The sequence below is a fragment of the Piscinibacter lacus genome (genome assembly GCF_016735685.1).
GTDB lineage: Bacteria > Pseudomonadota > Gammaproteobacteria > Burkholderiales > Burkholderiaceae_C > Aquariibacter > Aquariibacter lacus.
This window is the reverse complement of the sequence record NZ_JAERRA010000002.1, coordinates 339,867-359,915: the sequence shown is the minus strand read 5'-3', so window position 1 is coordinate 359,915 and position 20,049 is coordinate 339,867. Positions and strand designations below refer to the sequence as shown.

The following is a 20,049-nucleotide window of genomic DNA, read 5'->3' as shown; positions in this document are numbered from 1 at the left end:
CGCCGCGCTCAGGCGCTCAGGCTCAGGTCGTCGTACCAGGCTTCGACCACATGGCCGAGGTCGTCGCTGTCGGTGAAGCAGCCCAGCGAGAGCAGGGTGCCGACCGGCCGCTGCGCGAACTCGGGAAAGACCATGCGGTGGTCGGCCAGCACGTCGCGCTCATGCTCGACCCACTGGCCGAGCTGGTCCGGGCCGCTCTGGATCACCAGGTGGCGCACGCCGCTGAGCCGGCGGTCGCGCCAGACGCTGCCCACCGGCAGGTGGTCGTCCCAGGTGTAGAGCAGGGACTGGAAGGGCAGGTCCAGGCCGGCGAAGAGCTTGACCTGCTCATGCACCAGGGTCTCGCGCAGCGTCAGTTCGGCCAGCGGCCCGTCGAAGCCGACGCCGACGCGGGCCACGGCATCGTCGCGGTCCTCGCGGTCGCCGCGCGCGCCGCCCACCAGCCGATCGGCCCGCCAGCGCCAGCGCAGCCGCGGCTGCTGCTGCGGATCGACCCGCAGCGCGCATTGCAGCGCGCTCGCCGCCCGGTCGGCTCGTGCATGCAGCACGCGCCGGCCTTCGCGCTCGGCTAGGCGGTACTCGGTCTTGGCCCGCTGGCGGTAGATCACATAGGGGGACCAGCCCGGGGGCAGGCTGGAACCCGCCGGGGCGGTGGAAAAGGGCGGCACCTGCACAGCGGCGGCCGCGACTGGCGCGGCGGGGACCGCTTCCTCGCGGGTGGCACAGCCCGGCAGCAGCGGCGCCAGGCCGGCGGCCAGCGGCCAGTGCAGCAGGCGGCGGCGCTGCGGGTCGGTGGGGCGGTCGGACTCGGACATGGGGGCTCGGGCAGGGCGGGGCGGGGCGGGCGTGGCGCGGCGCAGGCCCAGGGGCGGGCTTTGCGCAAGCAGCGCAGCATGCCTGCGCGGCATGACGCTTGTTCGACCGAGGTCTGCGCCCGGCTATGCTCGCCGCCTTTCGGGCGGATGCCGCGGCCTTCGGGACCGGGCCTGCGCCCGGCCCACCCCCGCACCGGAGCGCCAGCATGATCACCACCCCCTCGGGCCTGCAATACGAAGACACCATCGCCGGCAGCGGCGCCACCGCCAGCGCCGGCCAGCGCGTCACCGTGCACTACACCGGCTGGCTGTGGCAGGACGGCCAGGCCGGCAAGAAGTTCGATTCCAGCAAGGACCGCGGCCAGCCCTTCGTCTTCAACCTGGGCGCCGGCATGGTCATCCGCGGCTGGGACGAGGGCGTGGCCGGCATGCAGATCGGCGGCACCCGCCGCCTGCTGATTCCCGCCGACCTGGGCTACGGCGCGCGCGGCGCGGGCGGCGTGATCCCGCCCAACGCCACCCTGCTGTTCGAAGTCGACCTGCTCGGCCTGAACTGATGCCGCGCGCTTGAGCCCCGACGCGCAAGCCGCCGCCGACCGGCGCCGCGGCATCGGCCTGGCCCTGAGCGCCTACGCCGTCTGGGGCCTGTTCCCGCTCTACTTCCGCGCGGTCGGCGCCTTGCCGGCCTTCGAGCTGCTCGCCCACCGGGTGCTGTGGTCGGCCGTCTTCGTGCTGGGTCTGCTCGGCTGGCAGCGCCGCTTTGCCTGGATCGGCCCGGCCCTGGCCGACCGCCGGGTGGCCTGGGGCGCGCTGGCCAGTGCCACGCTGATCGGGCTGAACTGGCTGATCTACCTGTGGGCGGTGGCCACCGGCCGGGTGGTCGAAGCCAGCCTCGGCTACTTCATCAACCCCCTGGTCAATGTGCTGCTCGGCGCCTGGCTGCTGCACGAGCGGCTGCGGCCCGGCCAGTGGGCGGCCACGGCCTGCGCGGCGGCCGGCGTGCTGTGGCTGGCGCTGCACAGCGGCGGCCTGCCCTGGATCGCCCTGGGCCTGGCCTTCAGCTTTGCCGGCTACGGCCTGCTGCGCAAGACGGCCGCGCTCGGCCCGGTCGAGGGCCTGGCCCTGGAAACCCTGCTGCTGCTGCCCCTGGCCCTGCTCGCCCTGGGCGGCCTGGCGCTGGCCGGCACCAGCCAGTACGACGCGCTGCCCGGCCTCACCCAGGCCCTGGTGATGGCCGCCGGGCCGATCACCGTCATCCCGCTGCTGCTCTTCGCGGCCGGCGCGCGGCGCATTCCCTTCTCGCTGCTGGGCTTGCTGCAGTACCTGGTGCCGAGCACCCAGCTTGCGATCGGCGTGCTGCTGTTCGGCGAGCCCTTCGGCGCCGAGCGCCAGCTCGGCTTTACCGCCATCTGGCTGGGCCTGGCGCTCTACAGCCTGGAAGACCGCTGGGCGGCCCGGCGCCGCTGAGGCCGGCCCGGGCGCGCAGCCGCCCGGCACAATCCAGCGGCCTTCGCTGCCTTGCCCGCCATGCCCCAAGCCCTGCGCCAGACCCTGCTTTCCGTCCGGGATCTGCTGATCACCGCCGGCCCGCTGGCCCTGCTGGCCATCGTCCTGCTGGTGGGTGCCTACTGGCTGGTCAACCCCACCCCGCCCAAGCGCGTCGTGCTGGCCACCGGCCCGGCCCAGGGCGCCTACGGCGAATTCGGCAAGCGCTACAAGGAGCAGCTTGCCAAGTACGGCATCGAGGTGGTGCTGCGCGAGACCGCCGGCTCGGCCGAGAACCTGGCCCTGCTGCGCGACATGGACAGCCCGGTCGAGTTCGCCTTCGTCCAGGGCGGCGCCGACGGCCCGCAGCCCGCCGCCGAGGACGGCGAGGCCTCGCCCCTGCTCAGCCTGGGCAGCCTGTTCTACGAGCCGGTCTGGATCTTCTACCGCGAGGCGCGCGCCCGCCAGGCCGGCGGCAAGCCGCCGCTCGCCAGCCTGGCCGGCCTGCAGGGCTGGAAGCTCAACATCGGCGCGCCCGGCAGCGGCGTCACCCAGCTCATGCTGAGCCTGCTGGAGCTCAACGGCGTCGCGCCCGAATCGCTCACGCTCTCGCGCCTGTCGGCCACGCCGGCGGTGGTCGATCTGCTGGCCGGCCGCCTTGATGCCGTGGCCTTCACCTCGGCGCCCGAATCGCCCCTGGTGCAGATGCTGCTGCAGACGCCCGGCATCGCGCTTTTCGACTTCCGCCAAGCCGAGGCCTACACCCGCCGCCTGCCGCTGCTGACCCCCGTGCTGCTGCCGCGCGGCGTGATCGACCTGGCCCGCGACCAGCCGCCGCGCGACATCCACCTCGTCGCGCCCACCGCCATGCTGGTCGCCCACGAGACGGCGCATCCGGCGCTGCAACAGCTCTTCGTGCAGGCCGCGCGCGCCATCCACGGCGAGGCCGGCTGGTTCCAGCGCCGCGGCGACTTCCCCAACCCGCGCAGCACCGAATACCCGCTGGGCAAGGAGGCCGAACGCTTCTACCAGTCCGGCCCCAGCCTGCTGCAGCGCTACCTGCCCTTCTGGCTGGCCAATCTGATCGACCGCATGTGGGTGCTGCTGGCCTCGCTGATCGTCGTGCTCATCCCGCTCAGCCGGGTGGTGCCGCCGCTCTACGAGCTGCGCGTGCGCTCGCGCGTCTTCCGCTGGTACGGCAAGCTGCGCCAGATCGAGGACGCGCTGGAGCAGCCCGAAAGCCCCGGCCAGCCGCCCGACGAACTCCTCGGCGAACTGGAGGCCCTGGAACGCCGCGTCGCGCAGATCAGCGTGCCGCTCTCGCATGCCGACGAGCTCTACGCCCTGCGCAGCCACATCCACATGGTCCGCAAGAAGCTGCTGGCCCTGGGGGCGCAGCGGCCGGTGCCGGCCTGAGTGCGGCCGACCTACTGGCCCCCTGCACGGCCTTCGCCCCGATGCCTGCGCGGTCCGATCGCCCGTGCCATGCTGAAGCCCTCCGCCTGAATCGATCCCGCCGATGGACACCCGCACCCACCCCGCCCGCGAACGACTGATCCGCCTGCGCGAGGCCATGGCCGCCCAGGGTCTGGACGGCGTGCTGCTGCCCTCCAGCGACCCGCACCTGTCCGAGTACCTGCCCGGCCACTGGCAGGGCCGCGAATGGTTCAGCGGCTTCACCGGCTCCATGGGCACCCTGGTGCTGACGGCCAGCCGCGCCGCGCTGTGCGCTGACAGCCGCTACTGGACCCAGGCCGCGCAGGAGCTGGCCGGCAGCGGCATCGAGCTGGTCAAGGTGAGCGGCTCGATGGCCCAGGCGCCGGTGGACTGGCTGATCCGCCACACGCCCCAGGGCGGGCGGGTCGGGGTCGACGGCGCGGTGCTCGGACTGGCCGCGGCCCAGGCCCTGCGCAGCGCGCTGGCCGAGGCCGGCCTGGGCCTGGTGACCGATCGCGATCCGCTCGACGGCGCCTGGCCCGAGCGCCCGCCGCTGCCGGCCGCGCCGGTGGTCGAGCACCTGCCGCCGCAGGCCGCCACCGCGCGGGCCGACAAGCTGGCGCGGCTGCGCGAGGCGATGGTCGCGCGCGGCGCCACCCACCACCTCGTCTCCACCCTCGACGACCTGGCCTGGCTGCTGAACCTGCGCGGCAGCGATGTCGACTACAACCCGGTCTTCCTGGGCCATGCCCTGGTCGACCTGCGCGGCCTCACCCTCTTCGTCGGCGAGGGCAAGGTCGATGCCGCCCTGGCCCACCGCCTGGCGGCCGATGGCGTGCAGCTTGCGCCCTACGGCGCGCTGCGCGAGGCCCTGGCCGCGCTGCCGCCCGGGGCCGTGCTGTGGCTGGATCCGAAGCGCGTCACCCTGGCCTTCCGCGAGGCCCTGCCACCCGGCCTGAAGCGGGTCGAGGCGATCAACCCCAGCACCCTGGCGAAGAGCCGCAAGACCGCCGCCGAGGCCGAGCATGTGCGCGAGGCCATGGTCCGCGATGGCCTGGCCATGTGCGCCTTCTATGCCTGGTTCGAGCAGGCCCTGGGCCGCGAGGCGATCAGCGAGCTGACGGTCGCCGACCGCCTGTCGGCCGAGCGTGCACGCCAGCCCGATTTCCGCGGCCTGAGCTTCCCGGTGATCGCCGGCTTCAATGCCAATGGCGCGATGCCGCACTACCGCGCGACCGAGCAGGCTCATGCCCTGATCTCCACCCCGCAGGGCGTGGTGGCCGACGGCCTGCTGCTGATCGATTCGGGCGGCCAGTACCTTGGCGGCACGACCGACATCACCCGCGTCTGGCCGATCGGCAGGCCCAGCGCGGCCATGAAGCGCGACTTCACCCTGGTGCTCAAGGGCACGATCGCGCTCTCGCGCGCGGTCTTCCCACGCGGCACGCCCAGCCCCATGCTCGATGCCCTCGCGCGCGCGCCGCTGTGGGCCGAGCGCCTGGACTTTGGCCACGGCACCGGCCATGGCGTGGGCTACTTCCTGAACGTGCACGAGGGCCCGCAGAGCATCAGCAAGGCCACGCCGACGCCCGAGATGGCGATGGAGCCCGGCATGATCACCTCGGTCGAGCCCGGCCTCTACCGCCCCGGCCGCTGGGGCGTGCGCATCGAGAACCTGGTGCTGAACGTGCCCGCCGAAGGCCCGCGCCCGCCGGAAGACGAAGGCCTGGACCTGGGCGACTTCCTGGCCTTCGAGACCCTGAGCCTCTGCCCCATCGACACCCGCTGCATCGATCGCGGCCTGCTGCGCGCGGACGAGGCCGCCTGGCTCGATGCCTACCACGCCACCGTGCGCGAGCGCCTGCGCCCGCGCCTGGACGGTGCCGCACGCGACTGGCTCGACACCCGCTGCCAGCCGCTGGCCCGGGGCTGAGCCCCGGGAGCGCGCGGCCCCGCAGCCGCCCGGGTTCGCCCCAGGGTCGACGGGGCCGGCGCGTCAGCGCGGGTTCAGCGCGGGCGCGCACGATGCCGTCCGAAGCGCCGTGGCTCCGGCCGCGGCATGTGGCCGCGCCCCAGCCGGGACCGGCCCCCCAGGAGGAGACCCCATGAGTGCAGCAGAGATCTTTGTCGTCGGCGCGGCGCGTGCCCCGATCGGCGCCTTCGGCGGTTCGCTGAAGGACCTTCCCTTGGCCAAGCTGGCCACCCATGCCGTCGCCGCTGCCTTGCAGCGCGCCGGCGTGGCCACCGAGACGGTCGGCCAGCTCATCATGGGCAATGTCGTGCCCGGCGAGCCGCGCGATGCCTACCTCAGCCGCGTCGCCGCGATCGAGGCCGGCCTGCCCAAGGAGGTCACGGCCTACAACGTGAACCGGCTCTGCGGCTCGGGCCTGCAGGCCATCGTCTGCGCGGTGCAGAGCCTGGCCCTGGGCGACACCGAGGTCGCCGTCGGCGCCGGGGCCGAGTCGATGAGCCGCGGCGCCTATGTGCTGCCCTCGGCCCGCTGGGGCGCGCGCATGGGCGATGTGCAGGCGCTGGACTATGTCGTCGGCGCCCTGCACGACCCCTTCCAGACCATCCACATGGGCGTGACCGCCGAGAACGTCGCGGCCCAGTGCGGCATCAGCCGCGAGCAGCAGGATGCGCTGGCCCTTGAGAGCCAGCGCCGCGCCGCGCGCGCCATCGCCGAAGGCCGCTTCAAGAGCCAGATCGCGCCGGTCGAGATCGTCGGCCGCAAGGGCACCGTGGTCTTCGACACCGACGAGCATGTGCGCCCCGACACCACGCTGGAGGCCCTGGCCAAGATGCGCCCGGCCTTCAAGAAGGACGGCAGCGTGACGGCCGGCAATGCCTCGGGCATCAACGACGGCGCCGCCGCGCTGGTGCTGGCCAGCGCCGCGGCGGTGAAGGCCCAGGGCCTGAAGCCGCTGGCCCGGGTCGTGTCCTACGGCCATGGCGGCGTCGAGCCCGCCACCATGGGCCTGGGCCCGGTGCCGGCCACCCGCATGGCCCTGGGGCGCGCCGGCCTGAAGGTGCAGGACCTGTCGGTCATCGAGTCGAACGAGGCCTTCGCGGCCCAGGCCCTGGCCGTGGCCCAGCAACTGGACTTCGATCCGGAGCGCCTCAACCCCAATGGCTCGGGCATCTCGCTCGGCCACCCGATCGGCGCGACCGGCGCCATCCTCGCGACCAAGCTGATCTACGAGCTGCAGCGCAGCGGCGGCCGCTACGGCCTGGCCACCATGTGCATCGGCGGCGGCCAGGGCATCGCGATGGTCTTCGAGCGGGTCTGAACCGCCGGGGCCGCTCGCGCAGCGGCCGGCGGGGCCGGCCCTGCGCGGCTCAGTGCAGCGGCCCGGCCGGCTGCGGCCGGCGTGCGGATTCGGCGGTCGGCAGCCGCAGCGCCGGTCGCGGCCCGGGCAGACGCCGCAGGCGGCTGGGCAGGGGCATCGCGGCTTCGGCCGGTGCCCAGCCCTCGGTGGCCTGGGCCAGGGTCCGGGCCTGCAGGGGCAGGCCGTCGAGCCGCGCACGCTCGGCCAGGCGGTCCAGCAGGGCGGCGCAGCCGGCCTCGCCCAGGGCCTCGCCGAGCAGGGACCAGGCTTGCTGCACCCGCGGGTCGTGCCAGGCGTCTTCCACCGCATGGCGGCAGGCCTCCGGCTCGGCTTGCGGCGCGGCTTCCAGCACCCGCGGAAGCAGGGCGAAATGCAGGCGGCGCAGCCGCGCCCTCAGGGCCGGCGTGGGCAGGGCGGCCTCGATCTGCGCGATCCGCGCGCTGAAGCCGGGCCGCAGGTACTGCCAGGCGATCAAGGCCTGCAGGCCGTGGGCGGGGTTCAGCAGGCGCAGGCGCGGCGGCGGCAGCACGCTCAAGGGCCGGGCCAGGGCCTCGGCCTGCGGCAGCGGTCGCACCATGTCCAGCAGGGCGGCCAGGCGCTGCCATTCGGCACGGCTCAGGCCTTCGGCCTCGGGCAGGTCCTCGGCCTGTAAGCCTTGCAGCAGGGCCTGCACGGCGGCAGCATCGCGCCGGCCCAGGGCGGCCCGCACCCGCGGCGCCAGCACGGCCAGATGGCCGGCGGCCCAGGCGCAATCGGGCCGCAGCCGCACCAGGTCCTCGGCCAGGCGGGCCGGATCCAGCGGCTCGCGGCTGACCGGGCAGTGGCTGCGCGCCAGGCTGGCCAGGTGGCGCGGGTTCAGCTCCAGGGTCTCGAAGCCGCAGCCGCCCAGCCAGGCCCGGCGCCGCAGGGCCAGCCAGGGGCCGAGGCCGGGATGGCCGGCGCGGCTTCCCGCCCGGCCGGCACGCTGCGCGGCCTGGTAGCCCTGCCAGAGCGGGTTGCCGGGCTGCATCAGGGCGGCCGGCGGCAGCAGGTCGTGGCAGGCGTGATCCCAGCCGAGGGCGAAGCCGGTGGCGGCATCGGCCGGGTGCTCGTCGAAAGCCAGCAGGACTTGGGCAGACATGGTGCGTTCCTCGGCCAGGCCCCATGCCCGGCATGGCTGCGCAGTCTGCCGGGGTCAAGGCTCAGGGCATGAGCCTGTCCCGGCATGTTTTTGGCACACTCGGGCTGTTCCTGAACCGCATGCCGGAGAGTCGATGGACCGCACCGAACGTTTCTACCGGATCGAAACCCTGATCCGCAGCCGCGGCTGCGTGCCCTTCGACGCGCTGCAAGCGGCGCTGGAGGTCTCGCGCGCCACGCTGAACCGCGACCTGCTCTACCTCCGCGATCGCATGGGCGCGCCCATCGTCTACGACCGCGAGCGCGGCGGCTACCGCTTCGGCGACGAGCCCTCGGCCGAGGCCGCCGCCGGCCGGGCCGGCGCGGCGCCGCGCCATGCGCTGCCGGGCGTCTGGTTCAGCGAGCCCGAGATCCATGCCCTGCTGAACATGCACCAGCTCATCCGCGGCCTGGACGAGGGCGGCGTGCTGGCCCGCCACCTGCAGCCGCTGCTCGACCGCCTGGATGGCATGCTCGGTGCCGATGCCGGCGAGACCCGCGAGGCGCTCAAGCGCGTGAAGGTGCTGGCCGCCGCGCGCCGGCCAGTGGACAGCCAGCACTTCGAGCGCATCGGCAGCGCGCTCATCCGCCGCCGCCGGCTCAAGCTTCAGCACCACAGCCGGGCGCGCGGCGAGCATGGCGAGCGCATCGTCTCGCCGCAGCGCCTGGTGCATCACCGCCATGCCTGGTACCTGGATGCCTGGTGCCATGCCAAGGAGGCGCTGCGTCGCTTCGCGGTTGATGCGATCGAGGCCGTCGAGCCGCTGGAGCAGCGCGCCAAGGACATCCCGCTCAAGACCCTGGAGGCCGAGCTCGACGGCGGCTATGGCGCCTTCGTCGGCGGCAAGCTGCAAACCGCCAGGCTGCGCTTCTCGGCCCGCGCGGCGCGCTGGGTGGCGCATGAGCAGTGGCATCCCCAGCAGCAGGGCCGCCTGCTGCCCGACGGCCGCTACCTGCTGAGCCTGCCCTACACCGAGCCTACCGAGCTGCTGATGGACCTGATGCGTCATGGCGCCGAGGTCGAGGTGCTGGGTCCCGTCGCCCTGCGCCGGCAGTTGCACGAGGCCCTGGCCGCGGCGCTGGCCCGTGCCGCGGCGGCCGACCCGGACTGAGCCAAGCCCGCCCGTCGCCCTGGCCTGCGCCTTGCTGACCCCTCGGGCCGGGGTGGCCACGGGGGCCGTTCCGGGCGGCCGGGCGTCTTGGGCCGCCGCTACCATCGCCCGCTTTGGGCTACCGGGGAGTCGAGTTGGAGCTGAGCGTCTTGTGGTTGCAGGCGGCCGTGATGGGCGTCGTCGAGGGGCTGACCGAGTTCCTGCCGATCTCCAGCACCGGTCACCTGATCCTGGCCGGATCGCTGATCGGCTTCACCGGCGAGATCGCCAAGGTCTTCGAGGTCGCCATCCAGACCGGCGCCATGCTGGCCGTGATCTGGGAGTACCGCAGCCGCCTGGGCGCGACGCTGTCGGGCCTGCCGGCCCGCGATCCCTGGGCCTGGCGCTTCGCGCGCAATGTCGTGATCGCCTTCATCCCGGCGGTCGTGCTGGGCCTGGCCTTCGGCAAGTTCGTGAAGGCCCATCTCTTCCACCCGGTGCCGGTGGCGGCAGCCTTCATCGTCGGCGGCCTGATCATCCTGTGGGTCGAGCGCCGCCACCGCCGCCTTTTCGGCGCGATGGACCTGGCGGGCGAGCGCCGCGCGCGCATCGAATCGGTCGACGACATGGATGCGCTCGATGCGCTCAAGGTCGGCCTGATCCAGTGCCTGGCCCTGATCCCCGGCACCAGCCGCTCGGGCTCCACCATCATCGGCGGCATGGTGCTGGGCTTCTCGCGCAAGGCGGCGACCGAGTTCAGCTTCTACCTCGGCATCCCGACCCTGATCGGCGCCGGCGCCTATGCGCTGTGGAAGCAGCGCGAGCTGCTGAGCTGGGGCGACCTGCCGGTCTTCCTGATCGGCAGCTTCTTCGCCTTCCTCAGCGCGCTGATCTGCATCCGCTGGCTGATCCGCTATGTCTCGACCCACGACTTCACGGTCTTCGCCTGGTATCGCATCGTCTTCGGCCTGCTGGTGCTGCTGACGGCCTGGACCGGCTGGGTCGACTGGTCGGCCTGAGCCGGGCGCGGCCTCAGCGCCGCATGAAGAGCAGGTCCCACACCCCGTGGCCCAGGCGCAGGCCGCGCTGCTCGAACTTGGTCAGCGGCCGGTAGTCGGGCCGCTCGGCATAGCCGGTGGCCGGCGCGGTGTTCTGCAGCGCGGGCTCGGCTGACAGCACCTCCAGCATCTGCTCGGCATAGGGCTGCCAGTCGGTCGCGCAGTGCAGCAGGCCGCCCGGGGCCAGCCGCGTCACCAGCTCGGCCACGAAGGGCGGCTGCACCAGGCGGCGCTTGTTGTGCCGCTTCTTGTGCCAGGGGTCGGGGAAGAAGATGTGCACGCCGGCCAGGCTTGCCGGCGGGATCATCTTGGCGAGCACCTCCACCGCATCGTGCTGGACGATGCGCAGATTGCGCAGGCCGCCGGCCTCGATGGCCTGCAGCAGCGCGCCGACGCCGGGCTCATGCACCTCGCAGCCGATGAAGTCGGTCTCGGGCCGCGCGGCGGCAATGGCGGCCGTGGCCGCGCCCATGCCGAAGCCGATCTCCAGCACGCGCGGCGCGGCGCGACCGAAGACGGCGTCCCAGTCGGGCGGCGTGGCCTGGAAGGGCAGGCGGTAGCGCGGCGCCAGCTCGGCCAGCGCGCGGACCTGGCCGCTGCCCATGCGGCCGGCGCGCAGCACGAAGCTGCGGATCGGCCGGCCGGCGGGCGAGGCGGCGGGCTGCGGCGGCTCGGCCGGCGGGCCGGCAGGATCGGGCGGAAAGTCGGGGTCGGACATGGTTCAGGCTGCGGCCGCCGGGCGGCTGCGGGGAGGGCGCCGGCAGGGCGCGGGAAGATGGCGGGAAGACGGCAGGAAGGGGTCGGGCGCGCCGCGGGGCGGCTGGCCGGGCTGGCGAAGCGGACCAAGCCGGGTCGGATCGGGGCGGGTCGGGCCGGGTCAGGCGACTCAGCCGCTCGGCGGCCCGGCAAGGCGCGCATGGTCCAGCCTTTCGCAGGCCGGGTCCAGGCATTCCAGGCAGCGCGCGCGCCAGCGGCTGAAGGGCGCGCCCTCGTCGGCGCTGCGCCAGGCCGGTGCCGCGGCCGGCGCCAGGCCGTGCAGGCCGTCGAGCGCGGCCCGGGCGGCGGCGGTGCGGGCTTCGTCGAGGCCGTAGATCACGCGATGGTCCAGACCCAGGGCCTGCAATTGCGCACGCAGCAGGCGGTCGACCGGCGCGCGCACCTGCGGGCCGTCGCGCTGCAGGCCGTCGGCCTGCCAGGGCAGGTCCAGGCCGGTCAGCAGGGTGCGGGCCACGGTCGCGCGGTGGGCGGCGCCGGTGGCGGGGTAGAGGCTGCGGTCGCCGAAGACGATCTCGCTGTAGACGGCGGTCTGCAAGCCGGTGGTGTCGGCCAGCACCAGGTCATGGCGGGCGGCGGCGAGCTCGATGCGGCGCTGCTGCTCGGCGGCGATGCCGGCCTGCTCGTCCTGGCGCGGCGTGCGGCCGGCGGCGGCACAGAAGTCGCGCAGCCATTCGCCGACGACGACCGCATCGTGGCCCTCGCCGCGCAGCGTCAGCGCCAGCGCATGGGCCAGGGTGGACTTGCCGCTGCTCTCCGCGCCGAGCAGCGCGATCACCAGGCCGGGCATGGTGGCGACTCCGTCCGCGGCCTCAGGCCCGCGCGCTGGCCCGGCCCGCCCAGGCCCGCAGGCCCAGCAGGGCCATGCCCAGGAAGAGGCCGTAGAGCCCCGCGCTCAGCAGCAGGCCCTGCTGCAGGAAGAGGCCGATCGCCACGGCATTCACCGCGACCCAGCCCCACCAGTGCTCGACCCGCTTGCGCACCAGCAGGACTTGCGCGACCACGCTGCCCGCAGTCACGAAGGCATCCAGCCAGGCCGCGCCGGTGTCGGTGCCGTGGTGCAGGCCCAGGGCCAGCAGCGGCCACAGCAGGGCCAGGGCCAGCAGGGCCGCCAGGCGCTGGCGCGGCAGCAGCCAGCGCACGCGCAGGGCCTGGCCATCGGCTTCTCGGCCGTGCAGCCACTGCCACCAGCCCAGGGCGGCCATGGCGATGAAGAGCAGTTGCAGCGCCGCATTGCCGTAGAGCCGGTCGTTCCAGAAGACCAGGCCGTAGAGCGCCGAGCTGAGGATGGCCAGCGGCCAGGCCGCCGCATGCACGCGGATGTTGCAGACCACCATGGCCAGGCCCAGCAAGGCGCCGATCAGCTCGGCGCGGCTGCTCAGGCCGTGCAGCGTCTCGGCCTGCAACCAGGCCAGGGCCGCGGCCAGCGGGACGGGAAGAGAGGCCAGCTCGCTCATCGCAGGGGCAGGGCCGGCATGGCGTGCGCCAGGGCGGTGGGGGACAGGGGGGGCGGGCGCGCCGGGCGCCCGCGGCGGCGGCAGCCCGGCCGCGCTCAGCGGCGCGGGCCGAACTGCACGACGATCTCGTCGGGCTGGACCATGCCCAGTTCGACGCGGGCCCGCTCTTCGAGCAGCTCCAGCCCTTCGCGCAGGTCGCGCACTTCGGCCAGCAGGCGCGCATTGTGTTCGCGCGCCTGTTCGTTGCGGGCTTCCAGGGCCTTCAGCTCGCCCTGCAATCGGACCTGCTGCGCCATGCCGCTGTCGCCCAGCCAGAGCTGCGCCTGCACCAGCAGAAGCAGTCCGGCCAGGCTTGCGGGGAGCCAGCGCATCGCGGGCATGTCGGGCAGCTCGATGGGGCCGCGCCCGGCTTACTTCAGGTTGTAGAAGGCCGAGCGACCCGGGTAGACGGCCACGTCGCCGAGGTCCTCCTCGATACGCAGCAACTGGTTGTACTTGGCGATGCGGTCGCTGCGGCTCATCGAGCCGGTCTTGATCTGGCCGGCATTGGTGCCCACCGCGATGTCGGCGATGGTGCTGTCCTCGGTCTCGCCCGAGCGGTGGCTGATGACGGCGGTGTAGCCCGCACGCTTGGCCATCTCGATGGCGGCGAAGGTCTCGGACAGGGTGCCGATCTGGTTGATCTTGATGAGGATCGAGTTGGCGATGCCGCGGTCGATGCCTTCCTTCAGGATCTTGGTGTTGGTGACGAAGAGGTCGTCGCCGACGAGCTGCACCTTCTTGCCCAGCGCGGCGGTCAGGTGGGCCCAGCCGTCCCAGTCGCCTTCGTGCATGCCGTCCTCGATCGAGACGATCGGGTACTTGTCGCACCAGCTCGCGAGCATGTCGGTCCAGCCGGCGGCGCTGAGCTTCAGGCCTTCGCCGTCGAGCTGGTAGAGGCCGTCCTTGTAGAACTCGCTGGCGGCGCAGTCCAGGCCCAGCGCGATCTGCGTGCCGGGCGTGTAGCCGGCCTTGTCGATCGCCTCGATGATCATCTGGATGGCGGCCTCGTGGTTGACCACGCTGGGCGCGAAGCCGCCCTCGTCGCCGACCGCGGTGCTCATGCCCTTGGCATGGATGATCTTCTTGAGCGCGTGGAAGACCTCGGCGCCCCAACGAACCGACTCCCGGAAGCTCGGCGCGCCGACCGGCAGGATCATGAACTCCTGCAAATCGAGGTTGTTGTTGGCATGCGCGCCGCCGTTGATGACGTTCATCATCGGCACCGGCAGTTGCACCGCGCCCATGCCGCCGAAGTAGCGGTAGAGCGGCAGGCCGGCTTCCTCGGCCGCCGCACGGGCCACGGCCATCGACACGGCCAGCATCGCATTGGCGCCCAGGCGGGCCTTGTTCTCGGTGCCGTCCAGCTCGATCAGGGTGCGGTCGAGGAAGGCCTGCTCGGAGGCGTCCAGGCCCAGCACGGCTTCGCTGATCTCGGTGTTGACATGTTCGACCGCGCGGCGCACGCCCTTGCCCAGGTAGCGGCCGGCCTCGTTGTCGCGCAGCTCGATGGCCTCGCGCGAGCCGGTGGATGCGCCCGAGGGCACGGCCGCCCGGCCGAGCGTGCCGCTTTCCAGCAGCACGTCGCATTCGACGGTGGGGTTGCCGCGGCTGTCGAGGATTTCTCTTCCGACGATGTCGACGATGGCACTCATGTTCGGGTCGCGTTGAAGGGGTGGGGAGGAAAGGGCGGGCGGCCGCGGCTCAGGCGGCGGCTTCGCTGCGTGTCCGGCGGGGGTGCTGCAAGGCCGCCTTCACGTAGTGGATGAACAGCGGATGGCCGTCCCAGGGCGTGGACTTGAACTCGGGGTGGAACTGCACGCCGACGAACCAGGGGTGGACCTGGGTCGGCAGCTCGATCATCTCGGTCAGCTTCTCGCGCTGGGTGATCGCGCTGATCACCAGGCCGGCGTCCTGCAGGCGTTGCAGGTACTTCTCGTTGGCCTCGTAGCGGTGGCGGTGGCGCTCGGTCACCACCGGGCCGTAGATGCCGTGGGCCAGGGTGCCGGGCTTCACGTCGGAGCTTTGCGCGCCCAGGCGCATGGTGCCGCCGAGGTCGGAGGAGGCATCGCGCTTCTGGATCGAGCCGTCGGCGTCCTGCCATTCGTCGATCAGGGCGATCACGGGATGCGGCGTGTCCGGCTCGAACTCGGTCGAGTTCGCCCCGGCCAGGCCGGCCATGTGGCGCGCGTACTCGATGGTCGCGACCTGCATGCCCAGGCAGATGCCGAGGTAGGGAATGCGCTGCTCCCGGGCGTAGCGGGCCGCGAGGATCTTGCCCTCGATGCCGCGCCGGCCGAAGCCGCCTGGCACCAGGATGGCGTCGAAGCGCTCAAGCTGGCCGAGGTTCTCGGGCGTCAGCGTCTCGGAATCGAGGTACTCGATCGTGACCCGCGCCCGGTTGTGGATGCCGGCATGGCGCAGCGCCTCGTTGAGCGACTTGTAGCTGTCCGACAGCTCGGTGTACTTGCCGACCATGGCGATGGTGACGGCATGCTCCGGGTGCTCGACCGCATGCACGAGATCGTCCCAGCGCTTCAGGCTGGCGGGCGGCGTGGCCAGGCGCAGCTTGTCGCAGATCAGGCCGTCCAGGCCTTGCTCATGCAGCATGCGCGGGACCTTGTAGATCGTGTCCACGTCCCACATGCTGATCACGCCCCATTCGGGCACGTTGGTGAAGAGCGAGATCTTGCTGCGCTCTTCCTCGGGCACGCGGCGGTCGGCGCGGCACAGCAGGGCGTCGGGCTGCACGCCGATCTCGCGCAGCTTCTGCACGGTGTGCTGGGTCGGCTTGGTCTTGAGCTCGCCGGCCGCAGCGATGTAGGGCACATAGGTCAGGTGCACGAAGGCGGTCTGGTTGGGACCGAGCTTCAGGCTCATCTGCCGAGCCGCTTCCAGGAAGGGCAGGGATTCGATATCGCCGACCGTGCCGCCGACCTCGACGATGGCCACGTCCACATCCTGCGCGCCACGGCGCACGAAGTCCTGGATCTCGTTGGTGACGTGCGGGATGACCTGCACCGTCTTGCCCAGGTAGTCGCCCCGGCGTTCCTTCTCCAGCACCGACTTGTAGATCTGGCCGGTGGTGAAGTTGTTGGTCCGCTTCATCCGCGTGGTGATGAAGCGTTCGTAGTGGCCCAGGTCCAGGTCGGTCTCGGCGCCGTCCTCGGTGACGAAGACCTCGCCGTGCTGGAAGGGCGACATCGTGCCCGGGTCCACATTGAGGTAGGGATCCAGCTTGATCAGGGTGACCTTGAGGCCGCGCGATTCGAGGATCGCGGCCAGCGACGCTGACGCAATGCCCTTGCCCAGCGAGGACACCACACCGCCGGTGACGAAGACAAACTTGGTCATGTCGTGAGCCCTTCCGGAACGCCAGCCGCCGGAGCTTGTCCGGCCGCGCCCAGGAAGGCTGAGGTGGTAAAGCGGCAGTATATCGGCCGGACCTAGTCGGTCCGGCCGGCCGTCGGGCGGGCGCGCGGCGGAAGCGCCACGGTCAGACGATGCGCTCGCCCGGATGGCCGATCTTGCGCAGGGCCTCGTAGCGCTCGCTCGATCCGAGCAGCGGATGCTCGGCCGCGCCGCCATCCCATTGCGGGTCGTCGATGCCCTCGAAGGCCTCGCGCAGGCGCTGGCCCCAGGTGCTGCGGATCATCCGGAAGTAGGGGTTGTGCTCGTCGATGCAGACGATGCGCTCGGTGGCGAAGGCGCCTTCGCGGTAGACCAGCAGGTCCAGCGGCAGGCCGACGCTCAGATTGCTCTTGAGCGTGCTGTCCATCGAGACCAGCGCGCACTTGGCTGCCTCGTCCAGGCCGGTGGCCGGCGTCAGCACGCGGTCGAGGATGGGCTTGCCGTACTTGCTCTCGCCGACCTGGAAGAAGCAGGTCTCGCGGGTGGCTTCGATGAAGTTCCCGGCCGAGTAGACAAGGAAGAGCCGCATGGCCTCGCCCTTGATCTGACCGCCGAAGATCATCGAGGCATTGAAGTCGATGCCGGCCGACTTCAGCGCCGGGCCGTCCTGCTCATGCACGCGGCGCACGGCGGCCCCGAGCACGCGGACCGCATCGAACATGCTGGTCGCGTTCCAGATGGTGATCGGTGGCTGGTCGCCGTTGTCCAGCTTCTCGACTTGGAGGATCTCGCGCACCGACTGGCTGATCGACAGGTTGCCGGCCGAGAGCAGGACCATGAAGCGATCGTCCGGCTTCTCGTAGACCATCATCTTGCGGAAAGTGCTGATCTGGTCGAGGCCCGCATTCGTGCGCGAGTCGGACAGGAAGACGAGGCCCGCCTGGAGCTTGATGCCGACGCAGTAGGTCATGGTTTGCCTGGCGTGTGGGGAGGTTGCAGGGATTTGAGCTGGTAGAGCGCCGCCAGCGCCTCGCGCGGGCTGAGCTGATCGGGTTCGATCGCGGCCAGGGCGGCGAGCAGGGCGGCGGGGGCCGGCTCGGGCGCGGGGGCGACGTGGACTTCTTGCACGGGCTCCGCTTCGGCTTCGGGCGGCGCCGCGAACAGCTCGATCTGCGGCCGCTCGGCGGCCTCGCGCTGGTCGATCGCCTCCAGCAGCGCGCGCGCCTCGCGCAGCACGGCCGGCGGCATGCCGGCCAGGCGCGCGACCTGCACGCCATAGCTGCGGCTGGCGGGGCCGGGCTGGATCTCGTGCAGGAAGACGATGTCCTCATGCTCGCCGGTCTGCGCGGCGGCCACGTGCACGTTCTGCAGGCCCTGCAGGTGGGCGGCCAGGGCGGTCAGCTCGAAGTAGTGGGTCGCGAACAGGGTGCAGGCGCGGTTGCGCTCGTGCAGGTGGCGGGCGATCGCGCGGGCCAGGGCCAGGCCGTCGCGGGTCGAGGTGCCACGGCCGATCTCGTCCATCAGCACCAGGGACTGGTCCGTCGCGCCATGCAGGATGGCGGCGGCCTCGCTCATCTCCAGCATGAAGGTGGACTGGGCGTTGGCCAGGTCGTCGGCCGCGCCGATGCGGGTGTGGATCGCGTCCAGCGGCCCGAGCTGGCAGCGCCGCGCCGGCACCCAGGAGCCGATCGCGCCCAGCAGCGCGATCAGCGCCACCTGCCGCATGTAGGTGCTCTTGCCGCCCATGTTCGGGCCGGTGATCAGCAGCATGCGGGTCTTCGCATCCAGCCGGCAGTCATTGGGCATGAAGGGCCCGCCACCGGTCTCGGCCAGGCGGGCTTCGACCACCGGATGGCGACCGGCCTCGATCTGCAAGCCCGGCGCAGCGACAAAGACCGGCGCGCACCAGTTCAGCGTGGCCGCGCGTTCGGCCAGGGCCGCCAGGGCGTCCAGGCCGGCCAGGGCCTGGGCCAGGCGGCCCAGCGCGGCCAGCGGCGCGGGCTGGATCGGCGCCAGGCCCAGGGCCTGTGCATCCTCGGTCTCCAGGCTGCCGAGCAGCGCATCGAGCAGCCGCTCCCACAGCCACTTTTCGCGCGCCAGCGCGCGCTCCTGGGCCGACAGGGCCTGGTCCTCGAAGGCCTTCAGCTCGGGCGTGGTGTAGCGCTCGGCGTTCTTCAGGGTCTGGCGGCGCTGGTAGTCGGCCGGCACCTTGCCGGTCTGGCCGGCCGTCACCTCGATGTGGAAGCCGTGGACCTTGTTGAACTGCACCCGCAGGTTGGGGATGCCGGTGCGGGCGCGCTCGCGGGTTTCCAGGTCGATCAGGAACTGGTCGCAGTTCTGGCTGAGGCCGCGCAGCGTGTCCAGCGTCGCGTCGAAGCCGGGGGCGATCACGCCGCCCTCGCGCAGCAGCACGGGGGGCTCGGCCGCCAGCATGCGCTGCAGCAAGTCCAGCACGGCCGGCTCGGCGTGCAGCGCGGCGGCCAGGCTGTCGAGCAGCGCATCGCCGGCAGGCGGCAGGGCCTCGCGCAGCGCCGGCAGGGCCAGCAGCGTGCTGCGCAGGCCGGCCAGCTCGCGCGGCCGCACCTGGCGCAGCGCGATGCGGGCGGCGCAGCGCTCGACATCGCTGATGCCCTTGAGCGCCTCGCGCAGCGGCTCGGGCCCGTGCGCGATCAGGCGGCCGATCGCGGCCTGCCGCCCGCGCGCCACCGTGCGCTCGCGCAGCGGATGGGTCAGCCACAGGCGCAGGGCGCGGCTGCCCATGCCGGTCACGCAGCGGTCGAGCAGGGACAGCAGGGTCGGCGCCTTCTCGCCGCGCAGGGTCTGGGTGATCTCCAGATTGCGCAGGGTGCTGGGCGGCAGCTCGATCAGCGCGCTGGCCTGTTCGACCTGCAGGTCCTGCACATGGGCCAGGGCGCGGCCGCCGCTGGTGTGCTCGGCATAGGCCAGCAGGGCGCCGGCGGCGGCCTGGGCCAGGCCCAGGGCCTCGGCCTGGTGTCCGGCCAGGTTCTGCACATGCAGCAGCGCGCACAGCTTGCGGTGGCCCAGCGCGGTGTCGAAGCCCCAGGGCGGGCGGCGCGTCAGCGCGGCGCTGCACGCCGCCTGGGCTGCGGGCGACAGGGCCTGGGCCTCGTCGGCGGCCAGCAGCAGCTCGGCCGGCGCCAGCCGCGCCAGCCAGCCGGGCAGCTCGGCCTCGCCGCATTCGGCCAGGCCCAGGCGGCCGCTGGACAGGCCCAGCCAGGCCAGGCCCCAACGGCCGCGGCGGCGGTGGGCGGCCAGCAGCAGGGTGTCGGCGCGCTCATCGAGCAGCTCGCTGTCGGTGACGGTGCCGGGCGTGACCACGCGCACGACCTGCCGCTCGACCGGGCCTTTGGCGCTGGCCACATCGCCCACTTGCTCGGCGATCGCCACCGAGCAGCCCAGGCGGATGAACTTGGCCAGGTAGCTCTCGACCGCATGCACCGGCACGCCGGCCATCACCACCGGCTCGCCCGCGCTCTGGCCGCGCACGGTCAGGGTCAGGTCGAGCAGGGCGTTGGCGCGCCGCGCGTCCTCGTAGAACAGCTCGTAGAAATCGCCCATGCGGAAGAACAGCAGCGCGTCTTCATGCGCGGCCTTCAGGCGCAGGTACTGCGCCATCACCGGGGTGTGGGCGCTGAGGTCCGGGGGGGCGATCGCCATCGCAGGGCAGCGGGGGGCTGGACGGAAAGCGGGTCAGGACAAGGGCCGGGCCGGATGCCGGAGCACCGGGCCGGACCGCAGGCGGCAGGGCCTCAGAAGGGCGCGTCTTCGTCGGGGCGGCGGCGCGGCGGCGCGTCGTCGGGGCCGGGATCGGCCTCGGTCGCTTCGTCGTGGTCCTGCGGGTCGATGGCTTGCGGGTCCGGCGTCTCGAAGCGGGCATCGGCCTCGGGCGCCTCGGCTTCGGGGCGCTCGTCCCAGGCCGCGGGCTCGGCCTCGTCCTGCGGCTCGGCCGGCGCGAAGGCGGCTTCGGCCGCCGCCTTGGCCAGGCTGCGTTCGCTGGGCACGAAGGGCGCGGCGGGCGGCCGCGGGCGGCGCTC

Annotated in this window: 17 protein-coding genes; 7 read left to right on the top strand and 10 right to left on the bottom strand. The window is 72.7% G+C overall.

Annotated elements, in window-relative coordinates; translation table 11 throughout:
* Nucleotides 1-8 precede the first annotated feature (8 nt).
* Nucleotides 9-815 (bottom strand): DUF3047 domain-containing protein, encoded by an 807-nt coding sequence (locus JI742_RS11920; protein ID WP_201827154.1) that lies wholly within the window; start codon nucleotides 813-815, stop codon nucleotides 9-11.
* A 206-nt stretch (nucleotides 816-1,021) separates the two neighbouring features.
* Here JI742_RS11920 and JI742_RS11915 point away from each other — a divergent pair, with 206 nt between their 5' ends.
* The 5 genes from JI742_RS11915 to bktB all read left to right on the top strand — a co-directional run bounded on the left by JI742_RS11915 (nucleotide 1,022) and on the right by bktB (nucleotide 7,027).
* A complete protein-coding gene (locus JI742_RS11915) occupies nucleotides 1,022-1,372 on the top strand; it encodes an FKBP-type peptidyl-prolyl cis-trans isomerase (protein ID WP_201827152.1) in 351 nt (116 codons plus the stop codon).
* 10 nt (nucleotides 1,373-1,382) lie between these two features.
* Entirely contained in the window at nucleotides 1,383-2,282 is a 900-nt protein-coding gene (rarD, locus tag JI742_RS11910) for an EamA family transporter RarD (protein WP_201827150.1), read from the top strand.
* A gap of 60 nt (nucleotides 2,283-2,342) precedes the next feature.
* Nucleotides 2,343-3,716, top strand: coding sequence for a TAXI family TRAP transporter solute-binding subunit (locus JI742_RS11905; protein ID WP_201827148.1), 1,374 nt, complete (start codon nucleotides 2,343-2,345; stop codon nucleotides 3,714-3,716).
* Between the two features lie 103 nt (nucleotides 3,717-3,819).
* Nucleotides 3,820-5,670 (top strand): aminopeptidase P family protein, encoded by a 1,851-nt coding sequence (locus JI742_RS11900; RefSeq protein ID WP_201827146.1) that lies wholly within the window; start codon nucleotides 3,820-3,822, stop codon nucleotides 5,668-5,670.
* A gap of 172 nt (nucleotides 5,671-5,842) precedes the next feature.
* On the top strand, nucleotides 5,843-7,027 hold the full coding sequence (gene bktB, locus JI742_RS11895) for a beta-ketothiolase BktB (RefSeq protein ID WP_201827144.1): 1,185 nt from the start codon (nucleotides 5,843-5,845) through the stop codon (nucleotides 7,025-7,027).
* A gap of 49 nt (nucleotides 7,028-7,076) precedes the next feature.
* Here bktB and JI742_RS11890 read toward each other — a convergent pair whose 3' ends face one another.
* Nucleotides 7,077-8,186, bottom strand: coding sequence for a hypothetical protein (locus JI742_RS11890; RefSeq protein WP_201827142.1), 1,110 nt, complete (start codon nucleotides 8,184-8,186; stop codon nucleotides 7,077-7,079).
* Nucleotides 8,187-8,319: 133 nt separating this feature from the next.
* Here JI742_RS11890 and JI742_RS11885 point away from each other — a divergent pair, with 133 nt between their 5' ends.
* Together JI742_RS11885 and JI742_RS11880 are read left to right on the top strand one after the other, a co-directional pair.
* The gene (locus JI742_RS11885) at nucleotides 8,320-9,336 is read left to right on the top strand and encodes a helix-turn-helix transcriptional regulator (RefSeq protein ID WP_201827140.1); all 1,017 of its coding nucleotides are present in this window, start codon (nucleotides 8,320-8,322) and stop codon (nucleotides 9,334-9,336) included.
* 134 nt (nucleotides 9,337-9,470) lie between these two features.
* Nucleotides 9,471-10,334 carry an undecaprenyl-diphosphate phosphatase gene (locus tag JI742_RS11880; RefSeq protein ID WP_201827137.1) on the top strand — a complete coding sequence of 288 codons (864 nt, stop codon included), beginning with the start codon at nucleotides 9,471-9,473 and terminating at the stop codon, nucleotides 10,332-10,334.
* Nucleotides 10,335-10,347: 13 nt separating this feature from the next.
* On the opposite strand, the gene trmB is transcribed toward JI742_RS11880, so the two are convergent.
* From trmB to mutS, 8 genes are all read right to left on the bottom strand, one after another.
* Nucleotides 10,348-11,091 (bottom strand): tRNA (guanosine(46)-N7)-methyltransferase TrmB, encoded by a 744-nt coding sequence (gene trmB, locus JI742_RS11875; protein WP_201827135.1) that lies wholly within the window; start codon nucleotides 11,089-11,091, stop codon nucleotides 10,348-10,350.
* A 168-nt stretch (nucleotides 11,092-11,259) separates the two neighbouring features.
* On the bottom strand, nucleotides 11,260-11,937 hold the full coding sequence (locus JI742_RS11870; RefSeq protein ID WP_201827133.1) for an AAA family ATPase: 678 nt from the start codon (nucleotides 11,935-11,937) through the stop codon (nucleotides 11,260-11,262).
* A gap of 22 nt (nucleotides 11,938-11,959) precedes the next feature.
* Nucleotides 11,960-12,604 (bottom strand): nicotinamide riboside transporter PnuC, encoded by a 645-nt coding sequence (gene pnuC / locus JI742_RS11865; RefSeq protein WP_201827131.1) that lies wholly within the window; start codon nucleotides 12,602-12,604, stop codon nucleotides 11,960-11,962.
* A gap of 95 nt (nucleotides 12,605-12,699) precedes the next feature.
* Nucleotides 12,700-12,975, bottom strand: a complete 276-nt coding sequence (locus JI742_RS11860) for a septum formation initiator family protein (protein WP_201827129.1) — start codon at nucleotides 12,973-12,975, stop codon at nucleotides 12,700-12,702.
* A 39-nt stretch (nucleotides 12,976-13,014) separates the two neighbouring features.
* Nucleotides 13,015-14,298, bottom strand: a complete 1,284-nt coding sequence (eno, locus tag JI742_RS11855) for a phosphopyruvate hydratase (RefSeq protein ID WP_201827127.1) — start codon at nucleotides 14,296-14,298, stop codon at nucleotides 13,015-13,017.
* 49 nt (nucleotides 14,299-14,347) lie between these two features.
* On the bottom strand, nucleotides 14,348-15,997 hold the full coding sequence (gene pyrG / locus JI742_RS11850) for a CTP synthase (protein WP_201827125.1): 1,650 nt from the start codon (nucleotides 15,995-15,997) through the stop codon (nucleotides 14,348-14,350).
* A 142-nt stretch (nucleotides 15,998-16,139) separates the two neighbouring features.
* Nucleotides 16,140-16,964, bottom strand: a complete 825-nt coding sequence (locus tag JI742_RS11845; RefSeq protein ID WP_201827123.1) for a proteasome-type protease — start codon at nucleotides 16,962-16,964, stop codon at nucleotides 16,140-16,142.
* On the bottom strand, nucleotides 16,961-19,672 hold the full coding sequence (gene mutS, locus JI742_RS11840) for a DNA mismatch repair protein MutS (protein ID WP_201827121.1): 2,712 nt from the start codon (nucleotides 19,670-19,672) through the stop codon (nucleotides 16,961-16,963). The genes JI742_RS11845 and mutS overlap by 4 nt, the downstream gene beginning before the upstream one ends.
* Nucleotides 19,673-20,049 lie beyond the last annotated feature (377 nt).